The 22,287-nt window shown below is 61.0% G+C and carries 22 protein-coding genes and 1 pseudogene; 14 read left to right on the top strand and 9 right to left on the bottom strand.

Going from position 1 to position 22,287, the window contains the following annotated elements; all coding sequences use genetic code 11:
- The first annotated feature begins 1 nt into the window (after position 1).
- The 3 genes from M5B99_RS03100 (at position 2) to M5B99_RS03090 (ending at position 3,733) form a co-directional block, all read left to right on the top strand.
- On the top strand, positions 2–1,162 hold the full coding sequence (locus tag M5B99_RS03100) for an ABC transporter ATP-binding protein (protein WP_121134084.1): 1,161 nt from the start codon (positions 2–4) through the stop codon (positions 1,160–1,162).
- Between the two features lie 162 nt (positions 1,163–1,324).
- Entirely contained in the window at positions 1,325–2,671 is a 1,347-nt protein-coding gene (locus M5B99_RS03095) for a carbohydrate porin (protein WP_248802601.1), read from the top strand.
- A 207-nt stretch (positions 2,672–2,878) separates the two neighbouring features.
- Positions 2,879–3,733 carry a D-hexose-6-phosphate mutarotase gene (locus tag M5B99_RS03090; protein WP_248802600.1) on the top strand — a complete coding sequence of 285 codons (855 nt, stop codon included), beginning with the start codon at positions 2,879–2,881 and terminating at the stop codon, positions 3,731–3,733.
- Positions 3,734–3,953: 220 nt separating this feature from the next.
- Here the strand turns inward: M5B99_RS03090 and M5B99_RS03085 are convergent, their stop codons facing one another.
- Positions 3,954–4,814, bottom strand: a complete 861-nt coding sequence (locus M5B99_RS03085; protein WP_191487487.1) for a MurR/RpiR family transcriptional regulator — start codon at positions 4,812–4,814, stop codon at positions 3,954–3,956.
- A gap of 226 nt (positions 4,815–5,040) precedes the next feature.
- Here M5B99_RS03085 and zwf point away from each other — a divergent pair, with 226 nt between their 5' ends.
- The 3 genes from zwf to M5B99_RS03070 are packed head-to-tail and all read left to right on the top strand — an operon-like array spanning position 5,041 to position 7,893.
- On the top strand, positions 5,041–6,510 hold the full coding sequence (zwf, locus tag M5B99_RS03080) for a glucose-6-phosphate dehydrogenase (protein WP_248802599.1): 1,470 nt from the start codon (positions 5,041–5,043) through the stop codon (positions 6,508–6,510).
- Entirely contained in the window at positions 6,497–7,210 is a 714-nt protein-coding gene (gene pgl / locus M5B99_RS03075; protein WP_248802598.1) for a 6-phosphogluconolactonase, read from the top strand. The genes zwf and pgl overlap by 14 nt, the downstream gene beginning before the upstream one ends.
- 17 nt (positions 7,211–7,227) lie before the next feature.
- Positions 7,228–7,893, top strand: coding sequence for a bifunctional 4-hydroxy-2-oxoglutarate aldolase/2-dehydro-3-deoxy-phosphogluconate aldolase (locus M5B99_RS03070; RefSeq protein WP_248802597.1), 666 nt, complete (start codon positions 7,228–7,230; stop codon positions 7,891–7,893).
- 161 nt (positions 7,894–8,054) lie between these two features.
- On the opposite strand, the gene M5B99_RS03065 is transcribed toward M5B99_RS03070, so the two are convergent.
- Positions 8,055–9,239: an aminotransferase class V-fold PLP-dependent enzyme gene (locus M5B99_RS03065; protein ID WP_248802596.1), complete on the bottom strand. Its 1,185-nt coding sequence runs from the start codon at positions 9,237–9,239 to the stop codon at positions 8,055–8,057.
- 25 nt (positions 9,240–9,264) lie between these two features.
- Positions 9,265–9,501, bottom strand: coding sequence for a DUF3820 family protein (locus tag M5B99_RS03060; protein WP_027619874.1), 237 nt, complete (start codon positions 9,499–9,501; stop codon positions 9,265–9,267).
- 208 nt (positions 9,502–9,709) lie between these two features.
- Between M5B99_RS03060 and M5B99_RS03055 the strand changes: the two genes are divergently transcribed.
- Positions 9,710–10,174 carry a ferritin-like domain-containing protein gene (locus tag M5B99_RS03055; protein ID WP_248802595.1) on the top strand — a complete coding sequence of 155 codons (465 nt, stop codon included), beginning with the start codon at positions 9,710–9,712 and terminating at the stop codon, positions 10,172–10,174.
- 169 nt (positions 10,175–10,343) lie between these two features.
- Here M5B99_RS03055 and M5B99_RS03050 read toward each other — a convergent pair whose 3' ends face one another.
- Entirely contained in the window at positions 10,344–10,814 is a 471-nt protein-coding gene (locus M5B99_RS03050; protein ID WP_248802594.1) for a MaoC family dehydratase, read from the bottom strand.
- A 72-nt stretch (positions 10,815–10,886) separates the two neighbouring features.
- Entirely contained in the window at positions 10,887–11,831 is a 945-nt protein-coding gene (locus M5B99_RS03045; protein ID WP_248802593.1) for an alpha/beta hydrolase, read from the bottom strand.
- Between the two features lie 242 nt (positions 11,832–12,073).
- On the opposite strand from M5B99_RS03045, the gene fadD2 reads away from it, so the two are divergent.
- Together fadD2 and fadD1 are read left to right on the top strand one after the other, a co-directional pair.
- Positions 12,074–13,762, top strand: coding sequence for a long-chain-fatty-acid--CoA ligase FadD2 (gene fadD2, locus M5B99_RS03040; RefSeq protein ID WP_248802592.1), 1,689 nt, complete (start codon positions 12,074–12,076; stop codon positions 13,760–13,762).
- A 411-nt stretch (positions 13,763–14,173) separates the two neighbouring features.
- Positions 14,174–15,871, top strand: coding sequence for a long-chain-fatty-acid--CoA ligase FadD1 (fadD1, locus tag M5B99_RS03035; RefSeq protein ID WP_248802591.1), 1,698 nt, complete (start codon positions 14,174–14,176; stop codon positions 15,869–15,871).
- Positions 15,872–16,129: 258 nt separating this feature from the next.
- On the opposite strand, the gene M5B99_RS03030 is transcribed toward fadD1, so the two are convergent.
- Complete coding sequence (locus tag M5B99_RS03030) at positions 16,130–16,510, bottom strand: hypothetical protein (protein ID WP_248797254.1); 381 nt, start codon at positions 16,508–16,510, stop codon at positions 16,130–16,132.
- 209 nt (positions 16,511–16,719) lie between these two features.
- On the opposite strand from M5B99_RS03030, the gene M5B99_RS03025 reads away from it, so the two are divergent.
- The 3 genes from M5B99_RS03025 to def all read left to right on the top strand — a co-directional run bounded on the left by M5B99_RS03025 (position 16,720) and on the right by def (position 18,585).
- Positions 16,720–16,911, top strand: coding sequence for a CsbD family protein (locus M5B99_RS03025; protein WP_248797255.1), 192 nt, complete (start codon positions 16,720–16,722; stop codon positions 16,909–16,911).
- Between the two features lie 187 nt (positions 16,912–17,098).
- Entirely contained in the window at positions 17,099–18,043 is a 945-nt protein-coding gene (locus M5B99_RS03020) for a YihY/virulence factor BrkB family protein (protein WP_248802590.1), read from the top strand.
- A 2-nt stretch (positions 18,044–18,045) separates the two neighbouring features.
- On the top strand, positions 18,046–18,585 hold the full coding sequence (def, locus tag M5B99_RS03015; RefSeq protein WP_248802589.1) for a peptide deformylase: 540 nt from the start codon (positions 18,046–18,048) through the stop codon (positions 18,583–18,585).
- Between the two features lie 22 nt (positions 18,586–18,607).
- On the opposite strand, the gene M5B99_RS03010 is transcribed toward def, so the two are convergent.
- Both M5B99_RS03010 and M5B99_RS03005 read right to left on the bottom strand, forming a co-directional pair.
- Positions 18,608–19,444, bottom strand: coding sequence for a class I SAM-dependent methyltransferase (locus M5B99_RS03010; RefSeq protein WP_248802588.1), 837 nt, complete (start codon positions 19,442–19,444; stop codon positions 18,608–18,610).
- A gap of 60 nt (positions 19,445–19,504) precedes the next feature.
- Positions 19,505–19,930, bottom strand: a complete 426-nt coding sequence (locus tag M5B99_RS03005) for a GNAT family N-acetyltransferase (protein WP_248802587.1) — start codon at positions 19,928–19,930, stop codon at positions 19,505–19,507.
- A gap of 317 nt (positions 19,931–20,247) precedes the next feature.
- On the opposite strand from M5B99_RS03005, the pseudogene M5B99_RS03000 reads away from it, so the two are divergent.
- Positions 20,248–20,355, top strand: a pseudogene (locus tag M5B99_RS03000) (fatty acid desaturase); the annotation flags it as partial.
- Between the two features lie 156 nt (positions 20,356–20,511).
- On the opposite strand, the gene gstA reads toward M5B99_RS03000, so the two are convergent.
- Positions 20,512–21,117: a glutathione transferase GstA gene (gene gstA / locus M5B99_RS02995; RefSeq protein ID WP_248802586.1), complete on the bottom strand. Its 606-nt coding sequence runs from the start codon at positions 21,115–21,117 to the stop codon at positions 20,512–20,514.
- Between the two features lie 128 nt (positions 21,118–21,245).
- On the opposite strand from gstA, the gene M5B99_RS02990 reads away from it, so the two are divergent.
- Positions 21,246–22,112 carry a LysR family transcriptional regulator gene (locus M5B99_RS02990; RefSeq protein ID WP_248802585.1) on the top strand — a complete coding sequence of 289 codons (867 nt, stop codon included), beginning with the start codon at positions 21,246–21,248 and terminating at the stop codon, positions 22,110–22,112.
- The last annotated feature ends 175 nt before the right edge of the window (positions 22,113–22,287 follow it).

The following is a 22,287-nucleotide window of genomic DNA, read 5'->3' as shown; positions in this document are numbered from 1 at the left end:
CATGGCAACGCTCGAACTTCGTAATGTAAACAAGACCTACGGCGCCGGTCTGCCGGACACCCTGAAGAACATCGAACTGTCGATCTCGGACGGTGAGTTCCTGATCCTGGTGGGGCCTTCGGGCTGTGGCAAGTCGACGCTGATGAACTGCATCGCGGGCCTGGAGAACATCACCGGCGGCGCGATCATGATCGATGACCAGGACGTCAGCGGCATGAGTCCGAAGGATCGTGACATCGCCATGGTGTTCCAGTCCTATGCGCTGTACCCGACCATGAGCGTGCGCGAGAACATCGAGTTCGGCTTGAAAATCCGCAAGATGGCGCAGTCGGCCATTGACGAGGAGGTCGCCCGGGTCGCCAAGCTGCTGCAGATCGAACATTTGCTCAACCGCAAGCCCGGCCAGTTGTCCGGCGGCCAGCAACAGCGCGTGGCCATGGGCCGTGCCCTGGCGCGGCGGCCGAAGATCTACCTGTTCGACGAACCGCTGTCCAACCTCGACGCCAAGCTGCGGGTCGAGATGCGCACCGAAATGAAACTGATGCACCAGCGCCTGAAAACCACCACGGTCTACGTGACCCACGACCAGATCGAAGCCATGACCCTGGGCGACAAGGTGGCGGTGATGAAGGACGGCATCATCCAGCAGTTCGGCACGCCGAAGCAGATCTACAACGACCCGGCGAACCTGTTCGTCGCCAGCTTTATCGGTTCGCCGCCGATGAACTTCATCCCCCTGCGCCTGCAACGCAAGGACGGTCGCCTGCTGGCCTTGCTCGACAGCGGCCAGGCCCGTTGCGAGTTGCCGCTGGGGGTGACCGACGCCGGTCTTGAAGACCGCGAAATCATCCTCGGCATGCGCCCGGAGCAGATCAGCCTGATGCAGGGCGAGCCCAATGGGCTGCCGAGCATCCGTGCCGAAGTGCAGGTCACCGAACCGACCGGTCCGGACACCCTGGTGTTCGTCAACCTCAATGGAACCAAGGTCTGCTGCCGTCTGGCGCCGGACGTGGCGCCGCAGGTCGGCGAAACCCTGACCCTGCAATTCGATCCGGCCAAGGTGTTGCTGTTCGACGCCCAGACCGGTGAACGCCTGGGGGTGGTGGCCAAGCCGCAAGCCCAGGTGCATGCCGACAATGTGGCGCAATTCAAGGGCCGCTGATTGTGGCGAGGGAGCTTGCTCCCGCTGGGCCGCGAAGCGGCCCTGAAACCTGAGCATGGGATGTATCAGGAAAAGCGTCTGCCAAAGAGATTTGACGCATTACAGACGATGTAAACGACGTTTGATAAAAACCGTTAATAACAATAAGACGAGGATGTAGGGATGAAAAAGAAAAACACCAATGCCCGCCTGTTTTGCCAATTGTCGGCGGCGGCAACACTGGTCCTGGCTGGCCATGCAATGGCGGACGATGCGTTCAGTGCCAATTCCAAATGGATGACCGGTGACTGGGGCGGAGAGCGCACCAAGCTGATCGAAGAAGGCATCGACATCAAGATGGATTATGTCGGTGAAGTCGGTAGCAATCTGCACGGTGGCTACAACAACAACCATACCTCGCGTTACGCCGACCAGTTTGGTCTGGGCGTGGCGTTGGACCTGCAAAAATTGTGGGGCTGGGATAACACCCAGGCCAAGATCCAGCTCACCAACCGTAACGGTGAGAACATCTCCAATGATCGCATTGGCGACCCTCGTGCCGGCACCTTGAGCTCCTCCCAGGAAGTCGACGGTCGCGGCCACATGGTCCGTCTGACCCAGTTGTGGATCCAGCACCAGATGTTCGACAACAAGCTGGACGTGAAACTCGGCTATTTCGGCGAAGGCGAAGACTTCAACACCTTTCCGTGCGATTTCCAGAACCTGTCGTTCTGTGGCTCGCAGGTGGGTAACTATGTCAACACCTGGTACAACTGGCCTGTCGCCCAGGCCGCTATTCGTGTGAAGTACAACATCACGCCTGAGCTGTATGCGCAGATCGGTGCGTACAACCAGAACCCCTCGCAACTGCAGCACGGTAACGGCTTCAAGCTCAGCGGCAGTGGGACCAAGGGCACCGTCTTGCCGGTCGAACTGGTCTGGTCACCGAAGGTCAACGACCTGCCGGGCGAATACCGTGTCGGTTACTACAAAAGCGCGGCTCCGGCTAATGACGTGCTCAGGGACAACAATGGTGGGGACGCGGCAGCGAGCGGTCTCCCTTATCGTGTCCACAACAGCAAGCACGGTTACTGGTTCGTGGCCCAGCAGCAACTCACCAGCCACAACGGCGACGCTTCCCGCGGTCTGAACATCGCGGCCAACGCGACCTTCCACGACAAGGCCACCAACCTCGTCGACAACTACCAGTCGGTGATGTTCGTGTACAAGGGGCCGTTCGATGCGCGTCCGAAGGATGACGTCGGGATCGGTTTCGCCCGTATCCATGTCAACCAGGACGTGAGGGAAAACGCCGAGTTGCAAAACGCGGCCAATAACGTCAGCGACTACAACAACCCGCTGTACTCGCCACTGCGCGACACCGAGTTCAACACCGAGATCAACTACGGCTTCCACGTCACCAACTGGCTGACCGTACGTCCCAACCTGCAGTACGTCACCCACCCGGGTGGTGTGAATCAAGTCGACAACGCCGTGGTTGCTGGCCTGAAAATTCAGTCGGTCTTCTAAGGCTTCGGCTGATAAGCTCTCTCTCTATGTGCGCATCTTGCGGATGGTCCACCAGACCGTCCGCTTTTTTTTGGGTGCGTAGCAAGGGCGAAGCGCCAGAGCAATACGCTTTCGCAGACGCTACGTAACCTGTGGGAGCAGGGCGTGTCGGATCGCCGCTCCCACAGTCACATGGATACGGCAAACGATTTTCAGGATTCGCGGCACATGCATGAGCAACCGCTACAACGCTTTTTCAAATCCCGGCGTGAACAGCCGGTGTTCCAGTGGGAGCGCTTTCAACAGCGCGAGGTGCTGGTGATCGACCATCCGCTGTGCCAGGCGGTGTTCAGCCGCCAGGGCGCGCAGTTGCTGCATTTCCAGCCGAGCGGGCAGAAACCCTGGTTGTGGTGCGCGGCCAAATGGCCACAGGTCGGGGCGATTCGCGGCGGGGTGCCGGTGTGTTGGCCCTGGTATGGCCGGCATCCGAGCGAAAACGCCTGGCCGTCCCATGGTTGGGCGCGGCTGATCGACTGGAAACTGTTGGAAAGCAGCAGCGATGAGGAGGGTGTCAGCCTGCACTGGCGTTTGCAGCTCTGCGACTGGCAGGTCGACCTGCATGCGCGGCTGGGCGAAAACATGGAACTGCGCTTGAGCACCGAGCATCAGGACAGTGAGCCGTGCCAGTTGAGCCATGCATTGCACGCCTATTGGCGTATTGGCGATGTCGGTGAGATAGCGCTGTCTGGGCTCGACGGCGCGCAGGGTTATGACCAATTGAATCGCCAGGCATGCCGGCAGGAAGGTGAGTTGCGGGTCGATGGCGGGTGTCAGCGGGTGTTCCAGCATGACGGTGAACTGCACCTCAAGGATCACGCCTGGCAGCGGGAACTGTGCATCGACACCGGCGACAGCGCCGACACCGTGGTCTGGCATCCGGGGCACCGGCCGTTGCTGGGGGTGAGCTGGAATGAAGTGATGGGGTTTGTCTGTGTCGAGGCCGCCAGTGGCGGCACCGACAGCCTGTGCCTGGCACCCGGGGAGCGGGCGCATCTGAGTTTGCAGGCGCGGGCCAGTATTTGAGCTGAGTAAGGCGGCGGCTGTCCGGCCGCCTTCGCGGGCAAGCTCCGCTCCCACAGGTGATTCGCGGGCAAGCTTCGCTCCGACAGGTGATTCACGGGCAAGCTCCGCTCCGACAGGTGATTCACGGGCAAGCTCCGCTCCCACAGGTGATTCGCGGTCAAACTGTGGGAGCGGAGCTTGCCCGCGAAGGCGATATCAGCGTTTCACCTCACTCAGAGGCTCAGTTGAACTCGTCACCCACCGGATAACGGCTGGCGTTGAGGCTTTCCTTGATCTTGCGCAGATGTGGCTGGAAATCCACGCCACGACGCAGGGTCATGCCGGTGGCCAACACGTCCAATACCGTCAACTGGATGATCCGCGAGGTCATCGGCATGTAGATGTCGGTGTCTTCCGGCAGCGGAATATTCAGGCTCAGGGTACTGGCCTTGGCCAGCGGCGAACCCGCCGCCGTCAACCCCAGCACCGAAGCACCGTTCTCCCGGGCGATACGCGCCACTTCCACCAGCTCGCGGGTGCGCCCGGTATAGGAAATAATCACGAACAGCTCACCCGTGTGGGCCACCGAAGCGAGCATCCGCTGCATCAGTACATCGGCGTGGGCGGTGACCGCCAGGTTGAAGCGGAAGAACTTGTGCTGGGCATCCAGGGCCACCGGCGCCGAAGCGCCCAGGCCGAAGAAGTGGATCTGCCGGGCCTGGATCAACAGGTCGACGGCGCGGCTGATCAGGTTCGGGTCGAGGGCCTGGCAGGCGCTGTCCAGGGAGGCGATGGCGCTGCCGAAGATCTTTTGCGTGTAGGCCTCGGGATTGTCATCGGCTTCCACCGCGCGGCTGACATAGGCCGCGCCGCTGGCCAGGCTCTGGGCCAGTTGCAACTTGAGTTCGGGATAGCCGCTGACTCCGAACGAGCGGCAGAAGCGGTTGACTGTCGGCTCGCTGACCGAGGCCGCCTGCGCCAGGGCGGCGATGCTGAAACGGGTCGCCTGCTGTGGGTTGAGCAGGATGACTTCGGCGACTTTGCGCTCGGCCTTGTTCAGGTCTTCGAGGCGGCCCTGGATCTGCTCCAGGAGATTTCGCACGCGGTCCATTTGGTGGTTCCTTGATTCGAGGCAACTTGGGTTCTGCAAGGCCCGGAACAATGCCCTTGGGCAGCTCCCGGCGGTGGCCTATCCTACTGATGGCGTGTGATGACCACCACTCGGAATCATCATATTGATAAAATGTTGTGGTTATTACTACATTTTTCCTTGAGTGATGCCTCGAAAAAAGGTATTTATCGTTTAACTTGATAAAAGAACAAACATCATGCCTTCGATAACGGTTGAACCGTGCACCTTTGCCTTGTTTGGCGCCTTGGGCGACCTGGCGCTTCGCAAGCTGTTTCCTGCCTTGTATCACCTCGATGGCGCGGGCCTGCTACATGAGGACACGCGCATCCTGGCATTGGCCCGCGAGCCCGGCAGCAATGCCGAGCACCTGGCGACCATCGAAGAAGCACTGCGGGTGTTTGTCGAGGACCGGGAAATCGACGAAGTGGTGCTCGAGCGCTTCCTCGCGCGCCTGAGCTACCTGCATGTCGACTTCCTCAAGCCCGACGATTATGTCGCCCTGGCCGAGCAGGCCGGTACCCGCCAGTGCCTGATCGCCTATTTCGCCACGCCGGCATCGGTCTATGGCGCGATCTGCGAGAACCTGGCCAAGGTCGGCCTGGCGGACAACACCCGGGTGGTGCTGGAAAAACCCATCGGTTCGGACCTCGAGTCGTCGCGCAAGGTCAACGACGCCGTGGCGCGGTTCTTCCCGGAAAACCGCACCTATCGCATCGACCACTACCTGGGCAAGGAGACGGTGCAGAACCTGATCGCCCTGCGTTTCGCCAATAGCCTGTTCGAAACCCAGTGGAACCAGAATTACATCTCCCACGTGGAAATCACCGTGGCCGAGAAGGTCGGTATCGAAGGCCGCTGGGGCTACTTCGACAAGGCCGGCCAACTGCGCGACATGATCCAGAACCACCTGCTGCAACTGCTCTGCCTGATCGCCATGGACCCGCCGGCCGACCTTTCGGCCGACAGCATCCGTGACGAGAAGGTCAAGGTCCTCAAGGCCCTGGCGCCGATCAGCCCGGAAGGCCTGACCACCCAGGTGGTGCGCGGCCAGTACATCGCCGGGCACAGCGAAGGGCATTCGGTGCCGGGTTACCTGGAGGAAGAAAACTCCAACACCCAGAGCGACACCGAGACCTTCGTCGCCCTGCGTGCCGATATCCGCAACTGGCGCTGGGCCGGCGTGCCGTTCTACCTGCGTACCGGCAAGCGCATGCCGCAGAAGTTGTCGCAGATCGTCATCCACTTCAAGGAACCGTCACACTATATCTTCGCCCCGGAGCAGCGCCTGCAGATCAGCAACAAGCTGATCATCCGCCTGCAACCGGACGAAGGTATTTCCCTGCGGGTGATGACCAAGGAGCAGGGCCTGGACAAGGGCATGCAACTGCGCAGCGGGCCGCTGCAACTGAATTTCTCCGACACTTATCGCAGTGCGCGGATTCCGGACGCCTACGAGCGTCTGTTGCTGGAAGTGATGCACGGCAACCAGAACCTGTTTGTCCGTAAAGATGAGATCGAAGCCGCGTGGAAATGGTGCGACCAGTTGATCGCCGGCTGGAAGAAATCCGGCGATGCGCCCAAGCCGTACGCGGCGGGGTCCTGGGGACCGATGAGCTCCATTGCACTGATCACGCGGGATGGGAGGTCGTGGTATGGCGATATCTGAATTGAAACTGCCCCTGGGCGTGCAGGCGCATGAATTCCGCAGCCCGGCGCTGTTAGCCGAGGGCCAGGCGCAAGCCGTGGCCGAGCAACTGCGGGCGGCCATTGCCGCGCGCGGCGTGGCGACCCTGGTGGTGTCCGGCGGACGCAGCCCGGTGGCGTTCTTCCAGAGCCTGGTGAAACAGGCGCTGGACTGGTCTCGTGTGGTCGTCAGCCTCGCCGACGAGCGCTGGGTGCCGGTGGAACACGCTGACAGCAATGCCGGCCTGCTCAAGCGCTACCTGCTCCAGGGCCCGGCGGCCAAGGCGCGGTTTATCGGCTTGTACAGTGCCGCGGCGAACCTGGAAGCGGCCGCTGAACAAGCTGATCAACTGCTCGCCGAACTGCCGCCTATCGACGTGCTGGTCCTGGGCATGGGCGACGACGGTCACACCGCCTCGCTGTTCCCCGGCAGCCCGAACCTGGCGGCGGCCCTGCAAGTGGATGGCAGCCGGCGGATCTGGCCGATGCTGGCGCCGAGCGTGCCGCACCAGCGCCTGACCATGAGCCGGGCCCTGCTGGCTTCGGCGGCCTTCACCGTGCTGGCGATTTCCGGCCAGTCGAAGCTGGCCACCCTGAATGCCGCATTGGCCGGCGATGACCTCGCCGCCATGCCGATTCGCGCTTTCTTGCAACCTACCCTGAATATCTACTGGTGCCCATGAGTCAAGGATCCGCTGCTATGACAAAAAATGTCCCGACCGTCTCCATGGCAGACAAGGTCGCCCTGATCGATGAGCTCTGCGCCCGTGCACGGATTCTTCCGGTGATCACCATTGCCCGCGAGCAGGATGTCCTGCCGCTGGCCGACGCCCTGGCCGCCGGCGGCCTGACCGCACTGGAAGTGACCCTGCGCTCGCAGTTCGGTCTCAAGGCCATTCAGATCCTGCGCGAACAGCGTCCGGAGCTGGTGACCGGTGCCGGCACCGTGCTCGATCGGCAGATGCTGGCGGCGGCGGAGGCGGCGGGTTCGCAGTTCATCGTCACCCCGGGGATTACCCGTGACCTGCTGGAAGCCAGCGTCGACAGCCCGATCCCCTTGTTGCCCGGCATCAGCAATGCCTCGGGGATCATGGAGGGGTATGGCCTGGGCTATCGCCGCTTCAAGCTGTTCCCGGCGGAAGTCAGCGGCGGCGTGGCGGCGATCAAGGCCCTGGGCGGCCCGTTCGGCGAAGTCAAATTCTGCCCGACCGGTGGTGTCGGCCCGGCCAATATCAAGAGCTACATGGCGTTGAAAAACGTGATGTGCGTGGGCGGTAGCTGGATGCTCGATCCCGAGTGGATCAAGAACGGTGACTGGGCGCGGATCCAGGAGTGCACCGCCGAGGCGCTGGCCCTGCTGGACTGATTCATCGTTACTGAATTCGTTGTGTGTTCTACGGCTTTACGGTGCGCTTGGTCGGCGCACCGTTTTTTTTTGCCTGGCGAAAAGCCGTGCCGTACCGTTATCGCGCGTAGGACGCGGACCTGTAGGAGCAAGCTTGCTCGCGATCCCGCGAAGCGGGCCATTCAACCGCTCAATTCGCCCAGCGCCCGCGCCAGCAACTTCAGGTCTTGCGCCGAGTTGGCCAACCCCGGTGTGACCCGGATGCAATTGCCATGGGCCGTACCGTCGCGGACCACGGTAAACAGGTTGTACTGCGCCAAGAGTCGGTCGACCATCCGCTGCTGGTCCGGTTCATGTCGAAAGCGCAGTGAGGTGATGCCGCAATACAGCCGCGGATCATCCGGTGTCAGCACCTCGATACCCGGCATCCCGCGTGCCGCGCTCACCCAGATATCCCGCAGGTAATTGAGTCGTGCGCCCTTGGCCGCCGAGCCGCCCAGTGCCCGATGTTCCTCGAAGACCAGGGGCAAGGTCATCCAGGCGGGGATATTCGGCGTGCCATAGGGGGCACGGGCGCGGATGTCGCTGATCGGGTAGCGTTCCTCGCCCATATCCGGGTCGATATCCGCCAGGCGCGTCGGATCGATATAGATAAAGCCCAGGCTCAGGGGCGCGCCCATCCATTTCTGCAGGTTGAAACCGGCAAACAGGATACCCAGCGCTTCGAGGTTGAAATCGATCTGGCCCAGGGCATGGGCGCCATCGAGAATCACATCCACCCCATGTTCGCGGGCCGCGGCCGCAATGGCCTGCACCGGCATCACCAACCCGCTGCGATGGGTGACGTAGGTCAGGGCCATCAGCTTCAGTCGAGGATAACGCTCGAAAGCTTCCTCATAGGTTTCCACCAGGCTGGCGAAGCTCACCGGGCAGGGATGGCTGATCTCGATCAACTCGACGCCGCGGTTGCGTGCCAGCCAGCGCATGGCGCCGAGGACGCTGGGGTATTCCTGGTCGCTGACCAGCAACTGATCGCCGGGCCGCAGGACGTTGTAGTTGCGGATCAGGGAGTGCAGGCCGTCGCTGGCGCAGCGGGTCAGGGCCACGGCCTCGTGTCGGGTACCCAGCAGATCGGCCAGTTGCGCGCGAATCTCCAGGCTTTCGATGGTTTCGAAGCGTTGGCGTACATGCACCGAGTTACTGCGGTTGATGAACTCGATATGGCCTTCGTAGGCCTCCACGACACTGCGGGTCATACGCCCGAAGTAGCCGTTTTCCAGGTTGATCGGGCCGGGCTCCAGGTCATAGCGCGCGGCCACGCCGTGCCAGAAGTGTTCGTCGCGGGCGTGCTCTTCATTCCATGGCATGGTGGTGCTTCTCTCGACAACGGGGTCAATGGCGGGGTTTGGGCTTGCCGTGCTTGGCACGCAGCGGGTCGAGCAGGTCGGACAAACCGTTGTGGTCGATCTCCTGCATCAAGGCGAGCAGACCACCGAGTTCGCCGTGGGGGAAACCCTCGCGGGCGAACCAGTTCAGGTACGGGCCGGGCAGGTCGGCGATGATCCGCCCCTTGTATTTGCCAAACGGCATTTCACGGGTGACCAGCAGTTCAAGTTTCTCGGGATTCATGGGCAACCTTGTCTTGCGCTGTTCAGGCGTCTCGAAAAATACAGGCATTCTGCATGCAGGCCAATTGACAGATCATGCAAATAACCGCCATACAGATTCTTTGAATATTTTTAAACTTATGAAATATAAGTAAAAAATAATCGATCAGGGTTTGGCACGGTGACTGCAACCGTCTTGGCTAACGTTCACCACCAGAAGGAATTGAGCCATGACCAACATCAATAAAGAAGCCATATCGATTCTCAACGATCTGATCGAAGTCAGCAAAGACGGTCAGAAAGGTTTTCAGAGCTGTGCTGAAGACATCAAGAATCCCGAGCTGAAGGCGTTGTTCGTGCAGCGTGCCAGCGAGTGTGCGACCTCCGCGGCGGAGCTGCAGGTCGAGGTGCGCAAATTGGGCGGCGATCCGGAGACTTCTACCAGTGTGGCCGGTGACCTGCGCCGTCGTTGGGTAGATGTGAAATCGCTGTTCACCGGCAAGGGTGAAGAGGCGGTCCTCAACGAAGCCGAGCGCGGTGAAGACCACGCCAAGAAAGCCTACAGCGAAGCACTGGTGAAGCTGACCAAGCACAACCTGGTGGGCCTCACCGACCTGGTGAACCGTCAATACCAGGGTGTGCTGCGCAACCACGACCAAGTGAAAGCGCTGCGTAACATCGCCCGCGCCAGCTAGGTTTCACGCTGCCACAAAAAACGCCGGTTGATCCGGCGTTTTTTGTGGGTTCAAGAAAATGTGAAGCCAGGCACGCTCCTGTGGCGAGCGGGCAAGCCCGCTCGCCACAACCACAAGACGGCGTTTTGCCTCAAATTTCCTCGACTGACAGGCCCCTATGAGACCGTGATCAGCCAATGGTGATCGGCGGCGGGCTGGTCAGGGTGACCGTCTGTTGCTTGCGCGGTGCGAGGATCTCGGCCTCGCCGTCGACCACCAGTTCATCGCGCTGGTTGAACACACGGGTGGCGATGCGTACACGGAATTTCGGCAGCTTCTCGAGGATCTCCAGGCGCACGGTCAGGGTGTCGCCGATCTTCACCGGTTTCTGGAAGCTCATCTGCTGGCCCAGGTAGATGGTGCCCGGCCCGGGCAGCTCGCAGGCCACCGCGGCGCTGATCAGCGCACCGCTGAACATGCCGTGGGCAATACGTTCCTTGAACATGCTCGCCGCAGCGAACTCGGGGTCCAGGTGCACCGGGTTGTGATCGCCGGACATGGCGGCGAACAACTGGATATCGCGCTCTTCAACGGTCTTGCTGTAGCTGGCGGTCTGGCCGACTTCAAGGGCTTCGTAAGGCGTGTTGGTAACCTGGGTCATCGCAAGGTGGTCCTGTAAGGGTGTTATCTGAAATCAACGGATTGATTTCAACGTTGGTGATTGAGCCGGCGATCATTCCGAGCGCGACGGTCGACGATGGGCCAGGGCCTGTTCCAGCCACTGGATCACATCGCGGGTGACTTCCTCGCGGTTGGTCTCGTTGAACACTTCATGCCGTGCCTGTGGGTAGACGTTCAATTGCAGGTTCTGGCTACCGGCGGCGCGCAAAGCGTCGGCCAGATCCTTGAGACGCTTGCCCTCGCTGACCGGATCACATTCGCCGCCGATCACCAGCAGCGGCAGGCCCGGGTCGATCTGTGCAAGGTTTTTCGTCTTGCTGATCTGCTGCAGGCCGCCGAGCAGATCAATCCACAATTGGTTGGTGCAACGGAAACCGCACAGCGGGTCGTTGACGTATTTGTCCACTTCATCGGGGTCACGGCTCAACCAGTCGAAGGCCGTGCGGTTGGGTTTGAAGGCCTTGTTGAATGAGCCGAACGACAGCCAGTCGATCAGTGCGCTGCGTCCGGTGGGGCCCTGGCGCCAGCGCTCGAAGCGGGCAATCGCAGCGGCCGCGCGGTACAGCGCCACCGGCTGGAAGTTCGAGCCGCTGAGAATCGCGCCCTGCAGGCTGGCGCTGTGGTGCAGCAGATAGGCCTGGGCGATGTAGCTGCCCATGCTGTGGCCGAGCAGGATGATCGGCACCCCGGGGTGCTGTTCGCCGATACGCTGGTTGAGGCTGGCCAGGTCACTGACCATCGCGCACCAGCCGTCCTGGTCGGCGTAGTGGCCGAGGATACCGTGTTCGGCGGTCTTGCCGTGGCCGCGTTGGTCGAGGGCGTACAGGCCGTGGCCGGCGGCGCACAGCGCCTCGGCCAGGCGCTCGTAGCGCCCGCTGTGCTCGGCCATGCCGTGGGACAGCATGATCAGCGCTTTCGGCGGGCCGTCCGGCAACCAGCGATTGACGTAGAGGCGGCTGTGGTCACTCACGGTCAGCCAGAAGGTGTCATGGATCATGGCGGTTCCTTTGCACGGGGACGAGACGGACATCGCTTGGGGCACGGTGTCGATCCATTGTATAGCGCATCCTTGCCCGGGAAGCAGACCCTCCTGCGCATTGGCAGCAAGATTCATGATGTTAATGACTGTGTCCGGCATATTTGCCTGATGCTCGTTAACTGCTAACGTCCGCTAAGCACCGCTTTTTTCGCCTTGGGCGCAGGCGGCCCCGCAGAGGCTCAGGTAAGAGGACAAAAACAATGCAACCTGATTTCTGGAATGACAAACGCCCCACCGGCGTTCCCTTGGACATCGATCTGGGCGCCTACAAGTCGGTGATCGAGGTGTTCGAGCGCTCCTGCAAGAAGTTCGCCGACCGTCCGGCTTTCAGCAACATGGGCGTGACCCTGACCTACGCCGAGCTCGAGCGCTACAGCGCGGCCTTCGCCGGTTACCTGCAAAGCCATACCGAACTGCAACCGGGCGATCGTATCGCGGTGCAGTTGCCCAACGTCCTGCATTACCCGATTGCCGTGTTCGGCGCGTTGCGCGCCGGGCTGATCGTGGTCAACACCAATCCGCTGTACACCGTTCGCGAGATGCGCCATCAGTTCAAGGACTCCGGCGCCCGCGCACTGGTGTACCTGAACCTGTTCGGCCAGCGGGTCCAGGAAGTGCTGCCCGATACCCAGATCGAGTACCTGATCGAAGCGAAGATGGGCGACCTGATGCCCGCCGCCAAGGGGTGGCTGACCAACCTGGTGGTGGACAAGGTGAAGAAGCTGGTGCCGACCTACGACCTGCCCCAGGCGGCCTCGTTCAAGGGCGCCTTGCGCCTGGGCCGCGGCCATGCCATCCGGCCCTTGAGCGTTGGCCTGGAGGATATCGCGGTGTTGCAATACACCGGCGGCACCACCGGCCTGGCCAAGGGCGCGATGCTGACCCACGGCAACCTGGTGGCGAACATGCAGCAGGCCCGTGGCTGCCTGTCCCAGCCCGGCCCGGACGGCCAGCCGCTGCTCAAGGAAGGCCAGGAGGTGATGATCGCGCCGCTGCCGCTGTACCACATCTATGCCTTCACGGCGAATTGCATGTGCATGATGGTCACCGGCAACCACAACGTGCTGATCAGCAATCCACGGGACATCGGTGCCTTTATCAAGGAACTGAAGAACTGGCGTTTCTCCGCACTGCTGGGGCTTAACACCCTGTTTGTGGCGTTGATGGAGCATCCGGATTTCAAGACCCTGGATTTTTCCAACCTGAAGCTCACCAACTCCGGCGGTACCGCGCTGGTCAAGGCCACCGCCGACCGTTGGCAGAAACTCACTGGCTGTCGCATCACCGAAGGCTACGGGCTGACCGAGACTTCGCCGATCGCCTGTACCAACCCCTATGGCGACAAGGGGCGGTTGGGCACGGTGGGCCTGCCGGTACCTGGCACGGCCTTGAAAGTCATCGATGACAACGATGTCGAGCAGCCGTTGGGTGAGCGCGGCGAGCTGTGTATCAAGGGACCGCAGGTCATGAAAGGTTACTGGCAGCAGGTCGAGGCCACCGAACAGGTGCTGGACGCTGAGGGCTGGTTCAAGACCGGCGATATCGCGGTGATCGACCCGGACGGTTTCGTGCGTATCGTCGACCGCAAGAAGGACATGATCATCGTCTCCGGTTTCAACGTGTACCCCAATGAAATCGAGGACGTGGTCATGGCCCATCCGAAGGTTGCCAATTGCGCGGTGATCGGCGTACCGGACGAGCGTTCCGGCGAGGCGGTGAAGTTGTTCGTGGTGGCGCGGGATACGGGGGTCAGCCTTGAAGAACTGAAGGCCTACTGCAAGGAAAACTTCACCGGCTACAAGGTACCCAAGCACATCGTGCTGCGCGATTCGTTGCCGATGACGGCGGTGGGCAAGATCCTGCGGCGGGAGCTGCGCGATATCGCCTAGGCCGGACCTGGCGTGGCGTCATTGAGGGCCTATTCGCGGGCAAGCTCCGCTCCCACAGTGGAATGTTGTCGTACCGTTATTTCGAGTACGACGCCAATCTACTGTGGGAGCGGAGCTTGGTCCGGGCGGCGTTCCGACGAAGCTTTTTAGCCCTGAAACCATTGATCTAGAGCAGAAATAAAAAAAATAGAATTTTTACTCTAAAAATGACCATTGGTATTTCTTGAGTCATATTTATGACCGTGAGGGCCACGTTTGGCTCTAGGCGACCCTCGGCAAAGCTGCTACTCTCGGCGCGCTTTGTGACTTCTCGGCGTAAGTTAAAGCCGGTTTCACCCCATAAAAAACACAGACAAATAATAATCGCATCAAATGCGGTGCTGAATTCGCGTTGCTGAGGAGTAGGCTTCCATGATCGAAGACTTTTGGAAGGATAAGTACCCGGCTGGGATTGCTGCCGATATCAATCCTGACGAGTACCCGAATGTTCAGACGGTATTGAAACAGTCTTGCCAACGATTCGCCAGCAAGCCGGCCTTCAGCAACCTCGGCCAGACACTCACCTACGGTGAGTTGTACGAACTGTCGGGTGCTTTTGCCGCTTACCTGCAACAACACACTGACCTGCAACCGGGCGATCGCATCGCCGTGCAGTTGCCCAATGTGCTGCAATATCCGGTCGCGGTCTTCGGCGCCATTCGCGCCGGGCTGATCGTGGTCAACACCAACCCGCTGTACACCGCGCGGGAAATGGAACATCAGTTCAACGACTCCGGGGCCAAGGCCCTGGTATGCCTGGCGAACATGGCGCACCTGGCCGAAGCCGTGGTGCCCAAGACTGGCGTCAAGCATGTGATCGTCACCGAAGTCGCCGACCTGTTGCCGCCGCTCAAGCGCTTGCTGATCAACAGCGTCATCAAGTACGTGAAGAAGATGGTTCCGGCCTATCACCTGCCCAAGGCCGTCAAGTTCAACGACGTGCTGAGCAAGGGCCGTGGCCAGTCGGTCAAGGAAGCCAATCCGACCAGCGGCGACGTCGCGGTGTTGCAATACACCGGCGGCACCACGGGCGTGGCCAAGGGCGCAATGCTGACCCATCGCAACCTGGTGGCGAACATGCTGCAGTGCAAGGCACTGATGGGGTCGGAGCTCAATGAAGGTAGCGAGATCGTCATTACCCCGCTGCCGCTGTACCACATCTATGCCTTTACCTTTCATTGCATGGCGATGATGCTGATCGGCAACCACAACATTCTGATCAGCAACCCGCGCGACTTGCCGGCGATGGTCAAGGAATTGTCGAAGTGGAAGTTCAGTGTCTTTGTCGGCCTGAACACTTTGTTCGTGGCGCTGTGCAACAACGAGGGTTTCCGCAAGCTGGACTTCTCCGCACTCAAGGTCACCCTGTCCGGCGGCATGGCCCTGCAACTGGCGGCGGCCGAGCGCTGGAAGGCGGTGACCGGCTGTTCGATCTGCGAAGGTTACGGCATGACCGAAACCAGCCCGGTGGCGACGGTGAACCCGAGCCAGAGTATCCAGATCGGTACCATTGGTATTCCGGTGCCCTCGACCCTGTGCAAGGTGATCAACGATGCCGGGGAAGAACAGGCACTGGGCGAAATCGGCGAGCTGTGCATCAAGGGGCCGCAGGTGATGAAAGGCTACTGGCAGCGCCAGGACGCCACCGACGAGATCCTCGACAGCGAAGGCTGGTTGAAGACCGGCGACATCGCGGTCATCCAGCCGGACGGCTACATGCGGATTGTCGACCGCAAGAAGGACATGATCCTGGTGTCGGGCTTCAACGTCTATCCGAACGAATTGGAAGACGTGCTGGCGACTTTGCCGGGCGTGCTGCAATGCGCGGCCATCGGCGTGCCGGACGAGAGGTCCGGGGAGGTCATCAAGATCTTCATCGTCGCCAAGCCGGGTGTGACCCTGACCAAGGACCAGGTGATGGAGCATATGCGGGCCAATGTCACCGGCTACAAGGTGCCCAAGTTCGTCGAGTTCCGTGATGCGCTGCCGACCACCAACGTCGGCAAGATCCTGCGTCGCGAGCTGCGCGATAGCGAGCTTGCGAAGCTGGGACTGAAGAAAATCGCCTGACCCACTGAAACGACAAAGCCCCGCGATGCGGGGCTTTGTCGTTTATAAAGGTCTGATTGGCGCAGAACCTGTGGCGAGCTCGAATATCAGTCAGTTAAAAACAATCTCAAGTCTGAGCGAGATTTGTGGCGAGCGGGCTTGCCCGCGCTGGGGCGCGAAGCGCCTCTGAAATCAGTGACCTCATGGTGTCAGGTAGAACGCGGTCAAAGGTTTTACGACTGCTTCGCAGTCGAACGCGGGCAAGCCCGCTCGCCACATTCAGGGCTGCTGGAACTGTGAGAAGTCCACGCCGGTGCCGGCCGGGCGCACGTCCTTGAGGAACGAGTCCTTGTCGGCGCTCAGCTCCAGGCTCAGGGTCGGTCGGCGTTTGCCGGCGTTGCGTACCACCAGGCCTTCCATCTTCTCGCGCAGGAACGCCGTGGTTACCTTCAGGTGCAGCAGCTGGTCGCTGCTCGGGGTGTGCAGCAACAGGTGCACCCATTCGTACTGGCCGATCGCCAGACGAGCCACCGGGATATCGAACCACCAGATGTTCTTGTTGCGGTTCAATTCGGTGAAGTGACAGTTGTTGACGCCCAGCACCGCGCCGCCCAGTTCCTGGTTGCGGCGGGCGATGGCCTGCTTTTTATCGAGTTTCATGACTTTCCTACCGTTATCGATCTTCAGCGCCGAAGCCTGAATCTGGCGCGCATTCTCAGGGGTTGGCGGGCAAACATAAAGCCAAACCTGAATTCTTCGATGAAAAGCCGGGCTAAACACCGACTGAAAAAAATGAAACTCCCCGCGCGGGCCTCGGGTCAACCTTATGTCGAGACATGACACCCGCATTTCTTACCTGGAGAAATATCATGAGCAGCACCAGCGATAAAATCAAAGGCACGGCGAACGAAGCAGTGGGTAACATCAAGCAAGCCGTCGGCAAGGCCACCGGCAACAACCAGATGCGCGCCGAAGGCAAGGTCCAGGAACTCAAGGGCGATGCCCAGAAGGCTGTAGGCAAAACCAAGGACGCCATCAAGAAAGGCGTCGATCGAGCCTGACCCTTCGGGAAACGGACCCAGCGGCCATCCCAGGATGGCCGTTTTCGCGTGGCGGCTACACTGGTTAAGATCGAGAAATGCGTTGAGGGTCGCCAACCGCGTTGCTTTGGGTTAGAAAGAGCTGTATTGGAACCATCCTTTGAGTCGCCTTGACTCGCTACTTCTATTTGCGGCGAAAGGAGACGCTATGATTTTCCCTGAGTTGCGCGACCTGCCCCTGCACCGCGTGATGATGCGCACGGTCACTGAATTCGTCGCCGACGAAATGTCGACCTACGCCTCGGCACTGGCCTACCAGATGCTGTTTTCGCTGTTTCCCTTCCTGTTGTTCCTGATTGCCCTGATCGGTTTCCTGCACCTGCCGGACTTCTTCACCTGGTTACGCATGCAGTCGGAGCTGGTATTGCCGCCCCAGGCGCTGGACCAGGTCAACCCGGTGATCGATCAGTTGCAGCAATCCAAGGGCGGCCTGCTCTCGGTGGGTATCGTCATCGCCCTGTGGACCGCCTCGGCCGGCGTGCGGTTGATGATGAGCGCGATGAACGCCGCCTACGATGTGGTCGAGGGCCGACCGATCTGGAAGCGCTTCCCGCTGTCGATCTTCTACACCGTCGGTATCGCCGTGATGCTGCTGGCCGCCGCCGCGCTGATGGTGCTCGGGCCGCAGGTGATGAGCTGGCTGGCGGGACAGATCGGCATGCAGGAGTACGTCGTCACGCTCTGGACCTGGCTGCGTTGGCCGGTGGTGGTGCTGCTGCTGATGTTCGCCGTGGCCCTGATGTACTACGTGATGCCCGACGTGAAGCAGAAATTTCGTTTTATCACCCCGGGTTCGGTGCTGGCGGTGGTGGTCTGGATCGTCGCGTCCCTGGGCTTCGGCTACTACGTGAAAACCTTCGCCGACTACAACGCAATGTATGGCAGTATCGGGGCGATCATCGTATTGCTGCTGTACTTCTACATTTCCGCGGCGGTCCTGTTGCTGGGGGCTGAAATGAATGCGGTGATCGAACATCTGTCGTCCGAAGGCAAGAATCCTGGCGAAAAGGGACTCCGCGAGCATGACGACACCATGCCTATCTCCGGGTTGGGGCGGGACCACTCCCTCAAGCCGACTACTGACGAAGCCTGATCATGATTCGTGAAATCCTGAAAATGGGCGATGAGCGCCTGTTGCGCATCGCCCCGCCGGTGCCGGCGGAACTGTTCAACAGCAAGGAATTGTGGGACCTGATCGACGACATGTTCCAGACCATGGAGCACGTCGGTGGCGTCGGCCTGGCCGCGCCGCAGATCGGCGTCGACCTGCAACTGGTGATCTTCGGTTTCGAGCACAGCGAGCGCTATCCGGAGGCCGAAGCGGTGCCGCAGACCATCCTGATCAACCCGCTGATCACGCCCCTGGGACCGGAGATGGAAGAGGGCATTGAAGGTTGTCTCTCGGTGCCGGGCCTGCGTGGCGCGGTGCAGCGTTACTCGCGTATCCGCTACGAAGGCTTCACGCCCAATGGCGAGCCGCTGGTGCGCTTTGCCGAAGGTTTCCACGCCCGTGTGGTGCAACACGAATGCGACCACCTGATCGGCCGGCTATACCCGTCGCGGATCAGTGACTTCAGTAAATTCGGTTTCACCGAAGTGCTGTTCCCCGACCTGGACCCGACGGCGGACGACTGACCGCCGAGGCGCCCAGCCGTTGTTATTGGGCCGTCACCTTGCCGGGTTTGACGAAGCGCAGGGTCAGGCGGTCCGATTCGCCGATGGCGAGATACTTGGCCCGGTCCTGCTCACCCAGCTTCAGCGAGGGTGGCAAGGTCCAGACACCACCAGGGTAGTCCTTGGTGTCCTTGGGGTTGGCGTTGATTTCGCTTTGTCCTTCCAGGGTGAACCCGGCATCGGTGGCCAGTTTCACCACATAGGCGCTGGGTAGATAGCCGCTTTGCTTGATGCTGGCGAGGTCGGCGCCGTCCTGGGCCCGGTGATCCACCACGCCGAGCACGCCGCCCGGTTTCAGTACCGCGAAGAAGGCCTTGAACATCGCCGGGGCGTCATCGGCCATGACCCAGTTGTGCACATTGCGGAAGGTCAGCACCCGATCGGCCGAGTCGGGCTTGCCGAACACCGGTGCCAGGGGATTGAACTCGACCACACCGGCCTTGGCGTAGAGGCTTGGATCCTTGGCGAATTTCTGCTTCAGGTTGTCGGCCGAGCGCTTGGCGAACGCGCTGGTGGCGGGTGCCTGCACGGCAGCAATGTAACGCCCGTGGTCCTTGAGCAGCGGCGCGAGCACTTCGCTGTACCAGCCAGCGCCGGGGGTGATCTCGATCACCGTCTGGTTGGCCTGCAAACCGAAGAACTGCAAGGTCTGTTGGGGATGGCGGTAACCGTCGCGGACGCTGTTTTCCGGCGCCCGCCACGGGCCGGCCAGCACCTTGGCGTATTGCGCGTCGCTGATCGCGCTACTGGCGCCGGCGGCCTGGCTGGCAAGGGGGGCGAGAAGGGCGGTCAAGGATAAAGCTACGAGCGTGCGTTTCATGATCATCCTGGTCAAAACGAGTGTGGGTTCGAGGCTAGCACGGGGCTAATGCACCGCCCATCACAGATTTTTCGCAGTCGACCTTATACCCAGGGCGATCATCGGTTTGCTGCGTGAGTAGCGTGCCAGACGTTCCGCCAGTGGCTGCGGCAGTGTCGGGTCGCCGTGGAAGCCCTGACGTTCATAGAACCCGCGCAGGTCGGGATGGCAGAACAGCCAGACCGGGCCGTTGCAGTTGCCGAGTGCCTGTTGCACCAACTGCGCGGCAATGCCCTGGCTGCGTCGTGACGGGGCGATGAACAGTCCGGTGAGCCAATGTCCCTGGGCAACCGGTGTCAGCGAAAGCCCGCCGATGATCTCCCCTTGCCGGGCCACCCACAGTTGTCCGTCGCTGGCCGAACGCATGGGCGAATTGTGTGTGCGGTAGAACTTGTTCAGCAGCGGTCGCAGCGTTTCCGGCAGTCGTGCGTAGTCGGGAGTGGGCATGGAATTCATCGCTGGAGGGGGCTGGCGCGGGATTATAAGAGAGCCGAAGTGGTCAGATGGGTGTATACCTGAGTCTACATCCTCCTGGAGTACGCATCATGAGCAAGGGCATGGATTCAAAGAAAGCCGCCAAGAAGAAACCCGCCAAGAGCGCCGACGAAAAGCGTGCGGCGAAGAAGGCCAAGAAGGTGGATGTGTTCGGTCACTGAGGGTGCTAAGGATATAACCCATTGATCTGCAAGATTTGTCGTCGGTAATCCACAGCAGGGGATAAAGCCGAGGTTTATCCGTCGGCTGAACCTGTGTGAAGCCGAACGATGCCCAACTATCTCGATGTTGCCCAACGCGAAGAAATCCTGCACCTGCAGCAAAGCTTCACCGGTCGTACCGAATGGCCGAGCTGGCTATTGCTGATCGGTGGCTATCGAGTGGGGTCGCCGTACCGTTGGCCGGCCCCTGAGTTTGCCGGGGGGCCGGAAAGCCGCTCCTTCAGTCAGCGGGCTGGCCGAACCACTCAGCCCTGGAGTGTGCTGTGCAGCGTATGAACAAGACGGTCCCGGGTTGTTATCGGGACCTGATCCTCAGGCGGTCAGTTCCGCCGCCAGCGCGGCAATCACCGCCGGACGCTGATCGATCCGTGCCATGAACCGTTGCAGCGCCGGCCATGGCCCCAGGTCCAGGCCAAGGAAGGCCGTCCAGCGCAGCACGGTGAACAGGTAGGCATCGGCCACGCTGAAGTGTTCGCCGAGCAGATAGTCCTGCTGTTCCAGGGTGTTGCTTAGCAGGGCGAAACGCTTGTACAGCTTTTCCCGGAAAATCGCCTTCACCTCATCCGGGATCGCACTGTTGAACAGTGGCCCCATCCCGCCATGCACTTCGCCGGAAATGAAATTCAGCATCTCCTGCAGGCGCGAGCGCTCCCAACTGCCATTGGCCGGCGCCAGCCCGGCCTCGGGTTTGAGATCGGCGAGAAACTGGACGATGGCGGTGCCTTCGGTGAGCACCCGGCCGTCGTCCAGCTGCAGCGCCGCCACATAACCCTTGGGATTGATCTTGAGAAAGTCCTCACCGTGCTCGGTGATTTTGCTCTGGTTGTCGACCCGCACCAGTTCGAAGGGCAGGCCCAGCTCACGCAGGACGATATGCGGTGACAGCGAGCAGGTGTTTGGGACGTAGTACAGCTTCATGACAATGAGACTCCCTGGGTAAGAACCGTTTTGAGCCTTGATGGCCTTGGCGAACGGCAGTGTCTTCTAGCGCCCCGACCTGGGTAAAATTAATTCTTGAAAAACCAGCCATAAGGTTAGCTACTGTCATGATGAATCTGCTGCATTGGCGCCTGTTGGTGGCGGTACTCGATAGCGGCACCCTGACCCACGCGGCTGAACAGGTCGGCATGACCCAATCGGCGGCCAGCCAGGCGCTGGCGGCGATGGAGCAGACCCTCGGCGTCCAGCTGTTCACCCGCCATGCCCGCCAGTCATTGCCCACCGCCATCGGCCTGCAGGTCCTGGCCCAGGCGCGGGTGATGCTCGCCGCCCTGGAGAATATCCGCCAGCAGGTCGACAGTGATAAGGGGCTGGTCGGCGCCAGCATTCGCCTGGCGAGCTTTCCCATGATCCTGGGCACCTTGCTGCCACCACTGTTGCGTCAGTTCCGCCAGCGTCATCCCGGTATCGAAGTGGTGGCGCTGGAAGTCAGCGACCATGAAGTGCAGGCCATGCTTGCCAATGACACCGTGGATGTCGGCGTGGTGCTCAACCCTGATATCGACAGTGGCGCCCTGGAGCTGGGGCACGACACCTGGGTTGCGGTGGTCCCCATGGGGCATCGACTGGCCGCCAGGGGGGCTGATGGTTGCGTGAGCCTGGCCGAGTTGGTGGCCGAGCCCTTTGTCCTGGCAACCGGTGGTTGCGCGGTCAACGCGCGGAGCATTGCCAGCGAAATCGGCCTGTCGCTGCAGGACGTGCGCGTCGAGGTCCGTGAGTGGAGCAGCGCCTACACCCTGGTGCGGGAGAACCTCGGGGTGACGCTGGTCCCCGAACTGGCCCTGCCCGCCGAGCGCAAGGGCCTGCGGGTGCTGCGCCTGGAGGTGCCGATCAAACGGCACTTCGGTCTGCTGCCGTCGGCCGCGGGGGCTCGTTCGGCGGCGGTGCGGGCCTTGTTCGAAATGTTGCGGTGAATTGCCGGGGGATCGGCATCGAGGAGATTTTCCGCGAAGCTTTTGGCGGCCTTGAAGGCCTCTTCGCGGATAAATCCGGCTCCCACGATATCGGCGTCGGACCGGAGGCCTGTATACGCCCGCAAACCTGTGGGAGCGGAGCTTGCCCGCGAAGCTTTTGGCGGCCTTGAGGGCC

The organism is Pseudomonas sp. MWU13-2100, assembly GCF_023242365.1.
Classification (GTDB): domain Bacteria; phylum Pseudomonadota; class Gammaproteobacteria; order Pseudomonadales; family Pseudomonadaceae; genus Aquipseudomonas.
Note: the sequence above shows the minus strand (reverse complement) of the source record. Positions and strands in the feature narration are given on the sequence as shown.

Excerpts from the sequence above, each read along its gene's own strand:
- M5B99_RS03010 (WP_248802588.1), bottom strand. The coding sequence starts at position 19,444 with ATGAAACGCACGCTCGTAGCTTTATCCTTGACCGCCCTTCTCGCCCCC.
- M5B99_RS03065 (WP_248802596.1), bottom strand. The coding sequence starts at position 9,239 with ATGCCATGGAATGAAGAGCACGCCCGCGACGAACACTTCTGGCACGGC.
- gstA (WP_248802586.1), bottom strand. The coding sequence starts at position 21,117 with ATGAAGCTGTACTACGTCCCAAACACCTGCTCGCTGTCACCGCATATC.
- M5B99_RS03055 (WP_248802595.1), top strand. The coding sequence starts at position 9,710 with ATGACCAACATCAATAAAGAAGCCATATCGATTCTCAACGATCTGATC.
- fadD1 (WP_248802591.1), top strand. The coding sequence starts at position 14,174 with ATGATCGAAGACTTTTGGAAGGATAAGTACCCGGCTGGGATTGCTGCC.
- def (WP_248802589.1), top strand. The coding sequence starts at position 18,046 with ATGATTCGTGAAATCCTGAAAATGGGCGATGAGCGCCTGTTGCGCATC.
- M5B99_RS03070 (WP_248802597.1), top strand. The coding sequence starts at position 7,228 with ATGACAAAAAATGTCCCGACCGTCTCCATGGCAGACAAGGTCGCCCTG.
- zwf (WP_248802599.1), top strand. The coding sequence starts at position 5,041 with ATGCCTTCGATAACGGTTGAACCGTGCACCTTTGCCTTGTTTGGCGCC.
- M5B99_RS03095 (WP_248802601.1), top strand. The coding sequence starts at position 1,325 with ATGAAAAAGAAAAACACCAATGCCCGCCTGTTTTGCCAATTGTCGGCG.
- M5B99_RS03025 (WP_248797255.1), top strand. The coding sequence starts at position 16,720 with ATGAGCAGCACCAGCGATAAAATCAAAGGCACGGCGAACGAAGCAGTG.
- M5B99_RS03050 (WP_248802594.1), bottom strand. The coding sequence starts at position 10,814 with ATGACCCAGGTTACCAACACGCCTTACGAAGCCCTTGAAGTCGGCCAG.
- pgl (WP_248802598.1), top strand. The coding sequence starts at position 6,497 with ATGGCGATATCTGAATTGAAACTGCCCCTGGGCGTGCAGGCGCATGAA.
- M5B99_RS02990 (WP_248802585.1), top strand. The coding sequence starts at position 21,246 with ATGATGAATCTGCTGCATTGGCGCCTGTTGGTGGCGGTACTCGATAGC.
- M5B99_RS03005 (WP_248802587.1), bottom strand. The coding sequence starts at position 19,930 with ATGCCCACTCCCGACTACGCACGACTGCCGGAAACGCTGCGACCGCTG.
- M5B99_RS03100 (WP_121134084.1), top strand. The coding sequence starts at position 2 with ATGGCAACGCTCGAACTTCGTAATGTAAACAAGACCTACGGCGCCGGT.
- M5B99_RS03020 (WP_248802590.1), top strand. The coding sequence starts at position 17,099 with ATGATTTTCCCTGAGTTGCGCGACCTGCCCCTGCACCGCGTGATGATG.
- M5B99_RS03045 (WP_248802593.1), bottom strand. The coding sequence starts at position 11,831 with ATGATCCATGACACCTTCTGGCTGACCGTGAGTGACCACAGCCGCCTC.
- M5B99_RS03090 (WP_248802600.1), top strand. The coding sequence starts at position 2,879 with ATGCATGAGCAACCGCTACAACGCTTTTTCAAATCCCGGCGTGAACAG.
- M5B99_RS03030 (WP_248797254.1), bottom strand. The coding sequence starts at position 16,510 with ATGAAACTCGATAAAAAGCAGGCCATCGCCCGCCGCAACCAGGAACTG.
- fadD2 (WP_248802592.1), top strand. The coding sequence starts at position 12,074 with ATGCAACCTGATTTCTGGAATGACAAACGCCCCACCGGCGTTCCCTTG.
- M5B99_RS03060 (WP_027619874.1), bottom strand. The coding sequence starts at position 9,501 with ATGAATCCCGAGAAACTTGAACTGCTGGTCACCCGTGAAATGCCGTTT.